The organism is Streptomyces minutiscleroticus (assembly GCF_014650875.1).
Taxonomy (GTDB): Bacteria; Actinomycetota; Actinomycetes; order Streptomycetales; family Streptomycetaceae; genus Streptomyces; species Streptomyces minutiscleroticus.
The window spans coordinates 27,149-40,572 of the sequence record NZ_BMVU01000014.1; the positions used below are offsets into that span (position 1 = coordinate 27,149).

At 72.9% G+C, this 13,424-nt stretch carries 13 protein-coding genes and 5 tRNA genes; 3 read left to right on the plus strand and 15 right to left on the minus strand.

What is annotated here, in order from left to right; genetic code table 11:
• Window positions 1–41: 41 nt before the first annotated feature.
• The 3 genes from IE271_RS16295 to IE271_RS16305 form a co-directional block, all read right to left on the minus strand.
• Window positions 42–1,196 (minus strand): D-alanine--D-alanine ligase family protein, encoded by a 1,155-nt coding sequence (locus tag IE271_RS16295; protein ID WP_190191038.1) that lies wholly within the window; start codon window positions 1,194–1,196, stop codon window positions 42–44.
• 81 nt (window positions 1,197–1,277) lie between these two features.
• A complete protein-coding gene (locus tag IE271_RS16300) occupies window positions 1,278–2,297 on the minus strand; it encodes an NAD(P)H-dependent glycerol-3-phosphate dehydrogenase (protein WP_190191039.1) in 1,020 nt (339 codons plus the stop codon).
• On the minus strand, window positions 2,294–3,103 hold the full coding sequence (locus tag IE271_RS16305; RefSeq protein WP_190191040.1) for a lysophospholipid acyltransferase family protein: 810 nt from the start codon (window positions 3,101–3,103) through the stop codon (window positions 2,294–2,296). The genes IE271_RS16300 and IE271_RS16305 overlap by 4 nt, the downstream gene beginning before the upstream one ends.
• Before the next feature lie 196 nt (window positions 3,104–3,299).
• Here IE271_RS16305 and cofC point away from each other — a divergent pair, with 196 nt between their 5' ends.
• Window positions 3,300–3,938 carry a 2-phospho-L-lactate guanylyltransferase gene (cofC, locus tag IE271_RS16310; RefSeq protein ID WP_190191041.1) on the plus strand — a complete coding sequence of 213 codons (639 nt, stop codon included), beginning with the start codon at window positions 3,300–3,302 and terminating at the stop codon, window positions 3,936–3,938.
• Window positions 3,939–4,282: 344 nt separating this feature from the next.
• On the plus strand, window positions 4,283–4,486 hold the full coding sequence (locus IE271_RS16315; protein WP_190191042.1) for a hypothetical protein: 204 nt from the start codon (window positions 4,283–4,285) through the stop codon (window positions 4,484–4,486).
• 107 nt (window positions 4,487–4,593) lie between these two features.
• Here the strand turns inward: IE271_RS16315 and IE271_RS16320 are convergent, their stop codons facing one another.
• The 4 genes from IE271_RS16320 to leuC all read right to left on the minus strand — a co-directional run bounded on the left by IE271_RS16320 (window position 4,594) and on the right by leuC (window position 7,951).
• Entirely contained in the window at window positions 4,594–5,301 is a 708-nt protein-coding gene (locus tag IE271_RS16320; protein WP_190191043.1) for an HU family DNA-binding protein, read from the minus strand.
• Between the two features lie 137 nt (window positions 5,302–5,438).
• Window positions 5,439–5,669, minus strand: coding sequence for an SCO5555 family protein (locus IE271_RS16325; RefSeq protein WP_190191044.1), 231 nt, complete (start codon window positions 5,667–5,669; stop codon window positions 5,439–5,441).
• A 257-nt stretch (window positions 5,670–5,926) separates the two neighbouring features.
• A complete protein-coding gene (gene leuD, locus IE271_RS16330) occupies window positions 5,927–6,520 on the minus strand; it encodes a 3-isopropylmalate dehydratase small subunit (protein WP_190191045.1) in 594 nt (197 codons plus the stop codon).
• 6 nt (window positions 6,521–6,526) lie between these two features.
• On the minus strand, window positions 6,527–7,951 hold the full coding sequence (gene leuC, locus IE271_RS16335; RefSeq protein ID WP_190191046.1) for a 3-isopropylmalate dehydratase large subunit: 1,425 nt from the start codon (window positions 7,949–7,951) through the stop codon (window positions 6,527–6,529).
• Between the two features lie 191 nt (window positions 7,952–8,142).
• Here leuC and ndgR point away from each other — a divergent pair, with 191 nt between their 5' ends.
• A complete protein-coding gene (gene ndgR, locus IE271_RS16340; RefSeq protein WP_015036427.1) occupies window positions 8,143–8,859 on the plus strand; it encodes an IclR family transcriptional regulator NdgR in 717 nt (238 codons plus the stop codon).
• Window positions 8,860–8,996: 137 nt separating this feature from the next.
• On the opposite strand, the gene IE271_RS16345 is transcribed toward ndgR, so the two are convergent.
• The 8 genes from IE271_RS16345 to IE271_RS16380 form a co-directional block, all read right to left on the minus strand.
• Window positions 8,997–9,482 (minus strand): DUF4188 domain-containing protein, encoded by a 486-nt coding sequence (locus IE271_RS16345; RefSeq protein ID WP_190191047.1) that lies wholly within the window; start codon window positions 9,480–9,482, stop codon window positions 8,997–8,999.
• A 218-nt stretch (window positions 9,483–9,700) separates the two neighbouring features.
• Window positions 9,701–9,773, minus strand: a tRNA-Glu gene (locus IE271_RS16350).
• A 43-nt stretch (window positions 9,774–9,816) separates the two neighbouring features.
• Window positions 9,817–9,888, minus strand: a tRNA-Gln gene (locus IE271_RS16355).
• Window positions 9,889–9,908: 20 nt separating this feature from the next.
• Window positions 9,909–9,981, minus strand: a tRNA-Glu gene (locus tag IE271_RS16360).
• Window positions 9,982–10,043: 62 nt separating this feature from the next.
• A tRNA-Glu gene (locus IE271_RS16365) sits at window positions 10,044–10,116 on the minus strand.
• Window positions 10,117–10,156: 40 nt separating this feature from the next.
• Window positions 10,157–10,228 (minus strand) — tRNA-Gln (locus tag IE271_RS16370).
• Between the two features lie 86 nt (window positions 10,229–10,314).
• Window positions 10,315–11,076, minus strand: coding sequence for an HAD family hydrolase (locus tag IE271_RS16375; protein ID WP_190191048.1), 762 nt, complete (start codon window positions 11,074–11,076; stop codon window positions 10,315–10,317).
• Between the two features lie 39 nt (window positions 11,077–11,115).
• On the minus strand, window positions 11,116–13,362 hold the full coding sequence (locus IE271_RS16380; RefSeq protein ID WP_190191049.1) for a flagellar hook assembly protein FlgD: 2,247 nt from the start codon (window positions 13,360–13,362) through the stop codon (window positions 11,116–11,118).
• Window positions 13,363–13,424: the final 62 nt, after the last annotated feature.

Sequence of the window (13,424 nt, forward strand, 5' to 3'; positions counted from 1 at the left end):
TCCGCCCCGGGAGCGGGCGCTCAGCTCCCGGGGCCGGGCGCTCAGCGCAGCCCGGTCGTCCGCCTCAGGGCCGCCTGCACCAGGAGGTCCACCAGCTCGGGGTAGCTGACGCCGCTCTCCTGCCACATGCGCGGGTACATGGAGATGGGCGTGAAGCCGGGCATGGTGTTGATCTCGTTGATCACGAACCCGTCCTCGGTGAGGAAGAAGTCCGCGCGCACCAGGCCCTCGCAGGAGGCCGCCTCGAAGGCCGCCACGGCCAGCCGCCGCACCTCGGCGGTCTGCTCCTCGGTGAGCGGCGCGGGCACGAGACCGGAGGCGGAGTCGATGTACTTGGCCTCGAAGTCGTAGAAGTCGTGGGACTGCACCGGCGGGATCTCGGCGGGCACGCTCGCGCGCGGACCGTCCGCGAACTCCAGCACGCCGCACTCGATCTCGCGGCCGCGCAGCAGCGCCTCCACGATGATCTTCGGGTCGTGGGCCCGGGCGGTCTCGATCGCCTCGTCGAGGCCCTCGAAGGAGTCGACCTTGGTGATGCCGATCGACGAGCCCGCGCGCGCGGGCTTCACGAAGAGCGGCCAGCCGTGCTCACCGGCGAAGTCGACGATCTTCTTCCGCGCCGCGGCCCGGTCGTTCTCCCACTCCCGGGGGCGGATCACCTCGTACGGGCCGACGGGCAGCCCGAAGGAGGTGAACACCCGCTTCATGTACTCCTTGTCCTGCCCGACCGCCGAGGCGAGCACGCCCGAGCCGACGTAGGGGACGCCGGACAGCTCCAGCAGGCCCTGCAGGGTGCCGTCCTCGCCGTAGGGGCCGTGGAGCACCGGGAAGACGACGTCGACCTCGCCGAGCGCCTTGGGGACCGAGCCCGGTTCGCTGTAGACGACCTCGCGGCTGGCCGGGTCGACGGGGAGCACCACCACGCCCTCGGAGGACTCCGCGAGCTGCTCGACGTCGGGCTGCCTGCGGTCGAGGATCGCCATCCGCTCCGGGTCGTCGGCGGTGAGGGCCCAGCGGCCGTCCCGGGTGATGCCGATCGGCAGGACGTCGTACTTCGTCCGGTCGATGGCGCGCAGGACGGCGCCGGCGGTGACCACGGAGATCCCGTGTTCGGAGCTGCGGCCGCCGAACACGACGGCCACACGCGGTTTGCGGGGCTGCTGATCGGCGCTCTGGGGCAGATTCTCGGTGCTCATAACGCGATGAGACTACCCGTTGGCCAAGGGTTCGGGCAGCGCCCCACACGCCGTTCGTACGGCGTCCGTGGGACGCAGCCGTCAGTGCCGCTCCGGCTTGGCGCTGCGCGACATCAGCTCCTTGAGGGCGACGACCGGCGGCTTGCCCTCGTGGACGATGCCGACGACCGTCTCCGTGATCGGCATGTCGACGCCGTGGCGCCTGGCCAGATCCAGCACGGACTCGCAGGACTTGACGCCCTCGGCGGTCTGTCTGGTGACCGCGATGGTCTCCTCCAGGGTCATGCCCTTGCCGAGGTTGGTGCCGAAGGTGTGGTTGCGCGACAGCGGCGAGGAGCAGGTCGCCACCAGGTCGCCGAGGCCCGCGAGACCGGAGAAGGTCAGCGGGTCGGCGCCCATGGCGAGGCCGAGACGGGTGGTCTCGGCGAGCCCGCGCGTGATGAGCGAGCCCTTCGCGTTGTCGCCGAGGCCCATGCCGTCCGCGATGCCGACGGCGAGGCCGATCACGTTCTTGACGGCGCCACCGAGCTCGCAGCCCACCACGTCGGTGTTGGTGTAGGGGCGGAAGTACGGCGTGTGGCAGGCGGCCTGCAGCCGCCGGGCGACCGCCTCGTCCGCGCAGGCCACCACGGCGGCGGCCGGCATGCGCGCGGCCACCTCCCGGGCCAGGTTCGGCCCGGTGACGACCGCGACGCGGTCCGCGCCCACCTTGGCGACGTCCTCGATGACCTCGCTCATCCGCATCGCGGAGCCGAGCTCGACGCCCTTCATCAGGGAGACGAGCACGGTGTCCGGGGCCAGCAGCGGCGCCCAGTCCGCGAGGTTCCCGCGCAGCGTCTGCGAGGGCACCGTGAGCACGGTGAAGTCCGCGTCCGCGGCGGCCTCGGCGGGGTCGGTGGTGGCGCGCACGGTCCGGGGCAGCTCGATGCCCGGCAGGTAGTCGGGGTTGGTCCGCCCGGAGTTGACCGCCTCCACCAGTTCCGCGCGCCGCGCCCACAGCGTCACGTCGCACCCGGCGTCGGCGAGCACCATGGCGAAGGCCGTGCCCCACGAGCCGGTGCCGAAGACGGCCGCCTTCACGGGCTTGCCGGTTGTCGTCACTTGCCCTGCTCCTGTCCCCGCCGTGCGTCGTCCGTCGCGGCCCGCACCGCGGTGCGTCCCCTGCCCTGCGCCTGGGCCTGGGTCCTGCGGCGCTGCTCGATCCGTGCCTGGCGCGGGTCGAAGGGCGTGGCGGGCGCCTTCTCGCCACGGATCTCCTCCAGCTGGGCGGTGATCGCGGCCATGATGACCTCGGTCGCCTCCTTCAGCAGCTCGGGGGACATCTCCTTGTCGTAGAAGCGGGAGAGGTCCACCGGCGGGCCCGCCAGGACGTGGTGCGTCTTGCGCGGCAGGAGGGAGGGCTTCTTCGCGTACGGCGGCAGCAGTTCGTTGGCGCCCCACTGGGCCACGGGGATGACCGGGCACTTGGTCTGCAGGGCGACGCGCGCCGCCCCGGTCTTGCCCGTCATCGGCCAGCCGTCGGGGTCGCGGGTGAGGGTGCCCTCGGGGTAGAAGGCCACGCACTCGCCGCGCTCGACGGCCTCGATCGCGGCCCGGAAGGCGCTGAGCGCGTCGGTGCTCTCGCGGTACACCGGGATCTGCCCGGTGCCCCGCATCGCCGCCCCGACGAATCCCTTCTTGAAAAGGCCGCTCTTCGCGAGGAACCGCGGAACGCGTCCGGTGTTGTACTGATAGTGCGCGTACCCGAGCGGGTCCACGTGGGAATTGTGGTTCACCGCGGTGATAAATCCGCCCTCGGCCGGAATGTGCTCCATTCCACGCCAGTCCCGCTTGAGCAGAACCACCAGCGGCGGTTTGCAGATGACCGCTGCGAAGCGGTACCAGAAGCCGATTCTGCGGCGGGGCACGCGGACACCTTCCTCCAGGGCCTGGGGGTCGCACAAGTGTCGCCCCAGGTTGCTTCTCTGTCGAGGACACCGTACGCCCGCCCGTCCCCGGGCACGCCGTGCGGGCGTCCGGGGCCCCGGGCGGTCGCGGGTGCGAGCGGTCGGGCGGACCCGCGGGCGGGTCACAATGGGACGACAGAGGAGGGACGGAACCGGCGTGCAGTGGACCTTGGTCATTCCGCTCAAAGCCCTGGCCCGGGCCAAGAGCAGGCTGGCGGACACCGCCGACGACGGGATGCGCCCGGGACTCGCCCTCGCCTTCGCCCAGGACACGGTGGCGGCCGCGCTCGCCTGCGCGGCGGTACGGGATGTGTCGGTCGTCACGGACGACGCCCGCGCGGGTCGCGAGCTGGCGGCGCTGGGCGCCCGCGTCGTCCCGGACGAGCCGGCCGGCGGTCTGAACGCGGCCCTGGCCCACGCGGCCGCCCTGGTGCGCGCCGCCCGTCCGGCCGGCGCGGTGGCGGCGCTCAACGCCGACCTGCCCGCGCTGCGCCCGTACGAACTGGCCCGGGTGCTGGACGCGGCGGCGGAGTTCCCGCGCGCCTTCCTGCCGGACGCCGCGGGCGTCGGCACGACCCTGCTGGCGGCGGGCCCGCACCAGGAGCTGCGGCCGGCCTTCGGCACCGGCTCCCGGGTCCGGCACCGCGCCTCGGGCGCCGTGGAGCTGGGCCAGGACGGGGTGGACTCCGTGCGCCAGGACGTGGACACCGGTGCCGACCTGCGGGCGGCGCTGGCCCTCGGCGTGGGCCCGCGCACGGCGGCGGCGACCGCCGGGCTCCTCATCCCCGGCCAGTGACGCGGCCTGCGGGCCGGTGATCCGGACGCCGGGGCGGCGGACGGCGGACGGCGGTCCGGGCGGCCGACGGCCCGGCACGGCGAACGGACCGGCCACCAGAAACCGGCACCACGCCCGGGGACCGGGACGGCGTCCGGGGACCGGCACGACCGGCCGGCGGCGCGGACGTCCGGCAGGCCGGCACGCGTCCGGCGAATCGGCACGGCGGTCGGGGAGCGGGCCGGCAGCCAGGGGCCGGCACCGCGCCCGAGGCGGGGACGGCGGTCGGCGACCGGCACGGCACCCTGGTGCCGGCCGGCGAGCGGAACCGCGGCGGTGATCCGGGCGGTCAGTAGGCTGGCCCCATGCAGGCGACCGCGTACACGTACGACCCCGAGACCCGCAGCGGACAGGTGCTGCTCGACGACGGCACCCCGGTGCCCTTCGGCGCCCCGGCGTTCGACGCGGGCGGGCTGCGGCTGCTGCGCCCCGGGCAGCGGGTGCGGATCGAGACCGAGGGCGAGGGCGGGGCGCGCCGGATCACGCTGGTGACGCTGCAGACGTTCTGAGCGGCCCTCCGCGGCTCCGGACACACCGCGGGCCGGGCTCCCCAGGGGGAGCCCGGCCCGGCGCGTGTGGTCGACCTGGGTGCGGAGGCCGTACGGCCCCGGCGGTTTCAGCGGGAGGCGGTCCGCTTGGCGGTCGTCTTGCGCGCCGCCGACTTCTTGGCGGGGGCCTTCTTGGCCGTCGCCTTCTTCGCGGGAGCCTTCTTCGCCGCCGTCTTCTTGGCGGTGGTGGCGGTCTTCTTCGCCGGCGTGGCCTTCTTGGCGGTGGCGGTGGTCTTCTTCGCCGCCGTCGCCGTGGCCGTCGTCTTCTTCGCCGGCGAGGTCTTCTTCGCCGTGGCGGTCGTCTTCTTCGCCGGCGTGGCCTTCTTCGCCGTGGCGGTCGTCTTCTTCGCCGGCGTCGCCGTGGTCTTCTTCGCGGCCGCCGCCGTCGTCCTCTTGGTGGCGGCCTTCTTGCCGGCGGCCTTGGCAATGGTGGGCGGCGGGCCGGAGAGGCTGCCCTTGGGCGCCTTCTTGACCGCCACCTCGCCACCCTTCGGGAGCTTCTTCGAGCCGCTCACCAGGTCCTTGAAGCCCTGACCCGCGCGGAAGCGGGGCACGGAGGTCTTCTTGACCCGGACGCGCTCACCGGTCTGCGGATTGCGGGCGTAACGAGCAGGACGGTCGACCTTCTCGAAAGAACCGAAGCCGGTGACCGAGACGCGGTCACCCGCGACCACTGCGCGGACGATGGCGTCCAGGACGGAGTCCACCGCGTCGGCGGCCTGCTGACGGCCGCCGAGCTTGTCGGCAATCGCTTCTACGAGCTGCGCCTTGTTCACGTCTTCCCCTTCGGAGACATTGCCAGAACAATGTGTTCAAGCTTTTTCGCACGTTAGGCAGATATATACCGCAAATCAAACACGAAACGGGCTAATCACCCTTGTGCCGCAACGAACTGGGGTGGCCGAGAAGTTCCTCAGCGTTCCTCTGAAGGGATTCGGCCCTCGTCGAGGTCGCGCGTGAACCGCTCCAGACGCCTGGTCGCACCGGCGAGATCGTGCTTGGCCGCGGCCGTAATGACCAGCAGCTTCCGGGTCAGCGCCATCCGTACGCCCTCCGGGACTTGCAGTGCGCGCACCTTTCTGTGCGCTTCCTTGAGCTGGGACGCGACCACCGCGTAGAGCTCGAGTTGGCCATCGCGTTCCATGCACAGATTGTGCCATCTGGGGCGAGTTGTCGCCTGCGCAGGGGGCAACTGCCGCCTCGCGCAAGCCCGTCGCACCCGTGCGGGGACCGCCGCGCCACCGGATGGCTACCCATACAAGCGTCCGTCAAACAAGGGCAGTTGAGGCCATTTTCGATGGCGCTCCGGCCGGTCCGGGAGCGCACACGGAAGTACCCCCAACCGTCCACGATTGGGGGTACCGGAGCCTGTCGCGCGTGGCTGGAATCAGCCCGTGGTGCTCAGACCTGGAGGGTCCGCGGCTTGTAGGAGGGGCGCTTCGCCTCGTACGCGGCGATGTCCTGCTCGTTCTGCAGCGTGATGCTGATGTCGTCGAGGCCGTTCAGCAGCCGCCAGCGGGAGTTCTCGTCCAGCTCGAAGGAGGCGGTGACGCCCTCGGCGCGCACCTCGCGGGACTGGAGGTCGACGGTGATCTCCGCCTGCGGGTCCTTCTCGACGATCTCCCACAGGGCGTCCACGACCTGCTGGTCGAGGACCACGGTGAGCAGGCCGTTCTTCAACGAGTTGCCACGGAAGATATCGGCGAACCGGGACGAGATCACGGTCTTGAAGCCGTAGTTCTGCAGCGCCCAGACGGCGTGCTCGCGCGAGGAGCCGGTGCCGAAGTCCGGGCCCGCGACCAGCACGGTCGCACCCTGGCGCTCGGGCCGGTTGAGCACGAACTCCGGGTCCTTGCGCCAGGCCTCGAACAGCCCGTCCTCGAAGCCGTCCCGGGTCACCTTCTTGAGCCAGTGGGCGGGGATGATCTGGTCGGTGTCGACATTGCTGCGGCGCAGCGGGACGGCCCGGCCGGTGTGCGTGGTGAATGCTTCCATGACGTCTCAGACTCCAGCGGGCGTACGGGCGTCGGTCAGGTCGGCGGGCGAGGCCAGGTGGCCCAGCACGGCGGTGGCGGCGGCCACCTGCGGGGAGACGAGGTGGGTGCGGCCGCCCTTGCCCTGCCGCCCCTCGAAGTTGCGGTTGGAGGTGGAGGCGGAGCGCTCGCCCGGGGCCAGCTGGTCGGGGTTCATGCCCAGGCACATCGAGCACCCCGCGTGCCGCCATTCGGCGCCGGCCTCCTTGAAGACCACGTCCAGGCCCTCGGAGACGGCCTGCAGGCCCACGCGCGCGGAGCCCGGCACGACGAGCATGCGCACGCCGTCGGCGACCTTGCGGTTCCTCAGGACCTGGGCGGCGGCCCGCAGGTCCTCGATGCGGCCGTTGGTGCAGGAGCCCACGAAGACGGTGTCCACGGCGATCTCGCGCAGCGGCTGGCCGGCGGCCAGGCCCATGTACTCCAGCGCCTTCTCGGCGGCCAGGCGCTCCGAGGCGTCCTCGAAGGAGGCCGGGTCGGGCACCGCGCTCGAAAGCGGCGCGCCCTGGCCCGGGTTGGTGCCCCAGGTGACGAACGGGGAGAGGGCGGCGGCGTCGATGACGACCTCGGCGTCGAAGACCGCGTCGTCGTCGGTGCGCAGCGTCCTCCAGTACTCGACCGCGGCGTCCCAGTCGGCGCCCTCGGGGGCGTGCGGGCGGCCCTTGAGGTAGGCGAAGGTGGTCTCGTCGGGGGCGATCATGCCCGCGCGGGCGCCGGCCTCGATCGACATGTTGCAGATGGTCATGCGGGCCTCCATCGAGAGCTTCTCGATGGCCGGGCCGCGGTACTCCAGGACGTAGCCCTGGCCGCCGCCGGTGCCGATCTTCGCGATGATCGCCAGGATCAGGTCCTTGGCGGTGACGCCCTCGGGCAGCTCGCCGTCGACGGTGATGGCCATCGTCTTCGGGCGGGCCATCGGCAGCGTCTGGGTGGCCAGCACGTGCTCCACCTGGGAGGTGCCGATACCGAATGCCAGGGCGCCGAAGGCGCCGTGGGTGGAGGTGTGCGAGTCGCCGCAGACCACGGTGGTGCCCGGCTGGGTCAGGCCCAGCTGCGGTCCCACCACGTGGACGACGCCCTGCTCGACGTCGCCGAGCGGGTGCAGGCGCACGCCGAACTCCGCGCAGTTCTTGCGCAGCGTCTCCAGCTGGACGCGCGAGACCGGGTCGGCGATCGGCTTGTCGATGTCGAGGGTGGGGGTGTTGTGGTCCTCGGTGGCGATGGTGAGGTCGAGCCGGCGCACCGTGCGGCCGTTCTGCCGCAGGCCGTCGAAGGCCTGGGGGCTGGTCACCTCGTGCAGCAGGTGCAGATCGATGAAGAGAAGGTCGGGCTCGCCCTCCGCGCGCCGGACGACGTGGTCGTCCCAGACCTTCTCCGCGAGTGTCCTACCCATCGCTTTCCCTCCGACCGGCCCCGTACGGCGCCGGCCCAACTAGAGATGTCGAAGACGGCGTCGCCCGTACCCCTCGTCATGGGGCGCCCGCCGAAGGGCCCGTCGGTCCACGGGCCGCTGTCCGTACAGAGTGGCAAGTTCCACGGAAAATTGAACTTGCGTTTCACAGAGTGAGACGCGAGTATCGTTGCATGGACAACAGTAGCGGCGTCGGCGTTCTGGACAAGGCAGCCCTTGTCCTGAGCGCACTGGAGTCCGGTCCGGCCACCCTCGCGGGCCTGGTCGCGGCGACCGGACTGGCACGACCCACGGCCCATCGGCTGGCCGTGGCCTTGGAACACCACCGCATGGTGGCGCGCGACATGCAGGGCCGGTTCATCCTCGGCCCGCGCCTGGCCGAGCTGGCCGCCGCGGCGGGCGAGGACCGCCTGCTGGCGACGGCGGGCCCGGTCCTCACCCACCTGCGCGACGTGACGGGCGAGAGCGCGCAGCTCTACCGCCGCCAGGGCGACATGCGCATCTGCGTCGCCGCCGCGGAGCGCCTGTCGGGCCTGCGGGACACGGTGCCGGTGGGCTCCACCCTCACGATGAAGGCCGGTTCCTCGGCCCAGATCCTGATGGCCTGGGAGGAGCCGGAGCGGCTGCACCGCGGCCTGCAGGGCGCCCGCTTCACGGCGACCGCGCTGTCGGGCGTGCGGCGCCGGGGCTGGGCCCAGTCCATCGGCGAGCGCGAGCCGGGCGTGGCGTCCGTCTCCGCGCCCGTGCGGGGCCCGTCGAACCGCGTGGTCGCGGCCGTCTCGGTCTCCGGACCGATCGAGCGCCTGACCCGCCACCCGGGCCGGATGCACGCCCAGGCGGTCATCGACGCCGCCGCCCGCCTCTCCGAGGCCCTGCGCCGCACGGGCTGACGCCCCGGCCGCACACCACCACCCGCACCCGCACTCCCCCGTACGCCTCCGGGAGGGCCCGCCTCAACGCCGCGGCGGCCCCTCCCGGCAGAGTCCGGCGGAGGGCGGACCCGCTGCGGGCCGCCCTCGGGCCCGCTTCAGGAGTCCCTGAGCCGCTCGGCCGCCCGGTCGCCCCGCCGGCCGACGGGGACGACCCCGGTGGCCCCGCCCAGCCCCGACGCGGGCATGTTCACGTAGACCGACTCGTGCGATCCGGCCGGCACGACGTACGTCTCGTGCCAGAAGCCGACCTTCCCCCTCCCCTCGCGCAGCCGCCGGTTGAAGGCCGCCCACGCCGGGCGGTGCTCCTTGTCCCGCGCGCTCGCGTAGGCGAGGAGCTTCTCCTGCGACTCCCAGTACTGCACCAGGTGGACCTCCCGCGCTCCGCCCAGCAGGGTCCTGCACCCGAGCAGGCCGCTGTCCCGGTCGCGCGTGAGCTCCTCGACCATCGGCCCCATGGCTCTGGCCACCGGCCACCAACTGCGCACCGCGGCGAAGCTGTTGATCCGCATCCCGATGAGGAAGACGACCACTCCCTCCTCGCTCGCGGCGGTCGTACGCCCCTGGATCGGCCTGCTCCCCATGGCCGTCCCCCATTCCGTGATCCTCGCCCCATGTTGGATAGTTCCACTATCCATGATGGGACGGCGGCGCTCCCCGAGCAAGACCGCGACAGGGAGGAGGAGGGCGGGACGGAGCGGGCCCGAGTGCGACGAGGAGCCGCACCGGCGGTCCGGCGGGGGCGGGACGGCCACGGACAGCAGGAAGGGCCCCTCCCGAGGGAGGGGCCCTTCCTGTGCTGTACCCCCGACCGGATTCGAACCGGCGCTACCGCCTTGAGAGGGCGGCGTGCTAGGCCGCTACACAACGGGGGCGAGGATCTTGCACGCGTCTGATATACAACGCCGCAGATCCGAGCTGGTCTACCAGGACTCGAACCTAGACTAACTGAACCAGAATCAGTCGTGCTGCCAATTACACCATAGACCAATGTGGTTTAGACCAGTTTGTACCCCCGACCGGATTCGAACCGGCGCTACCGCCTTGAGAGGGCGGCGTGCTAGGCCGCTACACAACGGGGGCCCTAGCGATCCTGCATCGAGATCGGCGGGAGCTACCCGAACCGCCCTCGCGGGAAGGATCTGTACCCCCGACCGGATTCGAACCGGCGCTACTGCCTTGAGAGGGCAGCGTGCTAGGCCGCTACACAACGGGGGCTTTGCAGAGAGGACTCTGCGGTGCAGATGAGCTCTGCGAGCTGGCCTACCTGGACTCGAACCAAGACTAACTGAACCAGAATCAGTCGTGCTGCCAATTACACCATAGGCCATCGGGACTCAACCCTCGGTGAGGGTCTTGTTCCGCTGCGCTTCCCTGCCGGACCTCTCGGCCCTCTCGGGCGGCGCAGGAAGAACATTACCCGAAGGTGGACGGCGCTCCAAAACGGGTATCGGCCCGGAGCAGTGCGGGCAGTTCGGCCAGCGAGGCGATGCGGTGCGGCACGGCGGGGCCCCGCCTCCCCTCCGGCCCCCGCCGAGCGGCGCCGGCGGGGGCCGCCGCGCCCGCGCGGTCGATCCAGACGGAGAAGAGCCCGGCGTCGGCGGCCCCCTGTCCGTCGATCGACGGGTGGTCCCCGACGTAGGCGACCTGGTGGGCGGGGAGTCCCAGGGCCTCGCAGGCCGCGTGGAAGGCCTCGGCGGCCGGCTTGTGGACGCCGAGCTCGGCGGCGCACAGCACGGCCTCGAAGCGGTCCCGCACGCCCAGGATCCGCAGTTTGCGGTCCTGGTTGCGCAGGGTGGAATTGGACAGGACCGCGTGCCGGTGGGTGCCCGCGAGGGTGTCCAGAACCGGCAGTACGTCGGGGAAGAGCGCCCAGGCGGCCTCGTAGTGCCCGATGTACCGGTCGAACCAGGCGTCGGCCTGCGCGTCGGTCAGCGTCTCGCCGGTGAAGACCCGGACCCGGTCGCGGCGCTGCCCCTCCCAGTCGGTCTCGCCCGCCGAGAACCGCAGCCACTGCTGCTCGGTGATCTCCCGCCAGCGCACGAGGGCCTGCTCGGCGGAGGCGTATCCGTCCAGCAGGCCCTCGGCGGCCAGGTGCTCGCGCAGACCGGCCCGGTCGGCGGTGGTGTAGTCGAAGAGGGTGTCGTCGATGTCCCAGACCACGGCTCTGATCGTCACGGTCCGACGGTACCGCCGCACCGGGCGGGGCCGGGAGGGTCAGCTCACCGTGGTCGTGCCCGTGAGCAGGAGGCCGGGCCCCTGCCCGTCGCGGGGCTCGGCGGTCAGCCGCCAGGTGTAGGTGTCGCGCGGGGCCCGGCCGCCCGCGGTGGTCGTGCCGTCCCAGGAAGGGCGGACCGCGGCGGCGGTGGAGGCGCCGGTGAGGGTGCGCACGACGGTTCCGTCCGTGCCGGTCAGCCGCAGCGTCCACGTCGAGGGCTTGTTGAGCTGCCACACCGGTTGCCAGGGCTGCGCGGCCGTGGGACCGGGCACGGCGTCCGTCCGGGCCTCCATCTGCGCCAGCGGCGAGGTGGGGACGCCGGCGGTGACGATCGCCACCCGTCCCCCGTCGCCCCGGTAGGCGAGGTTGCCGCCGAAGCGGTCGACGGTCCAGCGGCCGGTGTCGCCGCCGGTGTCCTGGTCGTGGGCGGGCAGTACGGCCGCGGTGCGGGTGACCGCCGCGCCCGTGTGGAAGTCCGTGAGCAGCAGCTCGTGGGTGGCGCGGTTCTCGCGCACCAGGTAGCCGTCGGCGAGGCGGGCCCGGCCGGCCGGGACCTCGACGGCGCGGCCGGTGGCGCGGTCGTACACCCCGGCGGGTCCGTCCGCGCCGCAGGTCCAGTACAGCCAGGCGTTCACGGCCTGGAGCTCACTGGGGACGCAGGGCGCGCCGGTGTCCACGGTGGCGACGTTCCTCTTCGCCTTGAGGTCGTGGGCGACGACGCTGCCCGGGGCGGTGCCGGGGGTCCACAGGCGCTGGCCCCAGACCGCGGCGGCGGTGCGGGTGCGGTTGAGGACGATCGTGCCGCCGGTGCCGTCCGGGAGGTCGCCGACCTTCTGCACGCCCGGGGTGCCGCCGTTGTACAGCACGTAGCGGCCGGTGCCGGTGCCGATGCGGCCGCCGGCGTCGCCCGTGGCCGCGTAGGCGTAGGCGTTCGGCTTCCGCCCGCCGGCGTGGAGGGACTCCTCGCCGGCGGCGTCGGTGGACAGATAGGCGAAGCCGCCGTCGCCGAGGGCCTCGAACTGCGGGCAGGCCGCGTCGCCCGCCAGGCACGGCGAGACGTTCACCGGCCGGGCGCGGACCGTCTGGGGCCCCGCGGGCCGGCCGGCCGGGTCGAGCGGGACGGCGTGCACCGCGTCGTTGCCCCCGACATCGGTGACGTTGCCGTACATCAGCAGCTCGCCGCCGGCCATCATCAGGCCCCGGATCGCGCCCCGGCCCGCGGGCACGGTGAACACCTCGGCGGCGGCGGTGCCGCCGTCCTCGGCGGGCGTGATCCGGTGCACGTGCCAGTCCGCGCTCGACGGTCCCGCCGTGGCGAGCGCGCCGCCGTCCGGGGTCGGCGCGAAGGCGCCGTACGAGGACTTCAGGACGGTGCTCCGCGCGCCGGTGGCGAGGGAGACGGCCACCAGGTCGGGGGGTCCGTTGAAGACGGGCTCACCGGGGTCGGCGGAGAAGAGCAGCTGGTCGCCGACCACGGCCTGGGGCACGTGGCCGCCGTGGGACGGTGCGGCGACGGGCTCCGTGCCGGGCGCGGAGTCCACGCGGACGGCGCTGCCGCCGGCGACCAGCCAGCGGTCGTTGAAGACGATCCTCGGGGTGGCGGCGAGGCCCGTGACATACGGGCGGAAGACGCCGTCGGCGAGGTCGACGAGCCCCACCGAGGTCGCGCCGCCGAGCGTGTGGACCACGGCCAGCCGGCGGACGGAACCGCCCGTAACGTACGCGCCGGTGGGCTCGGCTCCGGCCGGCAGCCCGGTGACCGGCAGGTCCGTGGTGGTGCCGTCGGCGGCGGCGCGCAGGACGTGCAGCGCGCCGGGCGTGCCCGTCTCCTCGGTGAGCACGCTCCAGCCGGACGCGGCCCGGTAGGTCTGGCCCTCGGGAACGGTGACGGTCGCGGTGGCCCCGGTGGAGCGGTGCTCCTGCCGGACGGTCGTGGCCGTGGGGCGGGTGGTGACGACGTCCGTGCCGGTGGCCGGGTCGTCGGGGCCCGCGTGCGGCGGCGGGACGGCTCCCGGGAAGTCCGCCCAGTGGGTGGCGGTCGAGCCGCTGCCCGGCAGCCAGTACCGGAACCCGGACGCCCCCGCCCACGCGTACCGGATCTCGCTCGGTGCGGACAGGTTCAGCTGGACCGTGGCGGCCGGCTCGTCTGCGGCCGGCGCGGCCTGCGCCGGACCGGCGGGCACGGCGCACGACAGGACCACGGCGCCGCCGAGGGCCGCCGCGGCGAGTCTTCGTGAACGGATCACGTTTCCCTCCCCTGGAACACGGTGAACACGCGCCTCGTGGGCGTGCGGGCTCATCCAACGGG

What these genes read in the sequence shown, in the direction of transcription:
- IE271_RS16325 (WP_190191044.1), bottom strand. Translation starts at nt 5,669, where the DNA reads ATGGAACGCGATGGCCAACTCGAGCTCTACGCGGTGGTCGCGTCCCAG.
- IE271_RS16295 (WP_190191038.1), bottom strand. Translation starts at nt 1,196, where the DNA reads ATGAGCACCGAGAATCTGCCCCAGAGCGCCGATCAGCAGCCCCGCAAA.
- IE271_RS16315 (WP_190191042.1), top strand. Translation starts at nt 4,283, where the DNA reads ATGCAGGCGACCGCGTACACGTACGACCCCGAGACCCGCAGCGGACAG.
- leuC (WP_190191046.1), bottom strand. Translation starts at nt 7,951, where the DNA reads ATGGGTAGGACACTCGCGGAGAAGGTCTGGGACGACCACGTCGTCCGG.
- leuD (WP_190191045.1), bottom strand. Translation starts at nt 6,520, where the DNA reads ATGGAAGCATTCACCACGCACACCGGCCGGGCCGTCCCGCTGCGCCGC.
- ndgR (WP_015036427.1), top strand. Translation starts at nt 8,143, where the DNA reads ATGGACAACAGTAGCGGCGTCGGCGTTCTGGACAAGGCAGCCCTTGTC.
- IE271_RS16345 (WP_190191047.1), bottom strand. Translation starts at nt 9,482, where the DNA reads ATGGGGAGCAGGCCGATCCAGGGGCGTACGACCGCCGCGAGCGAGGAG.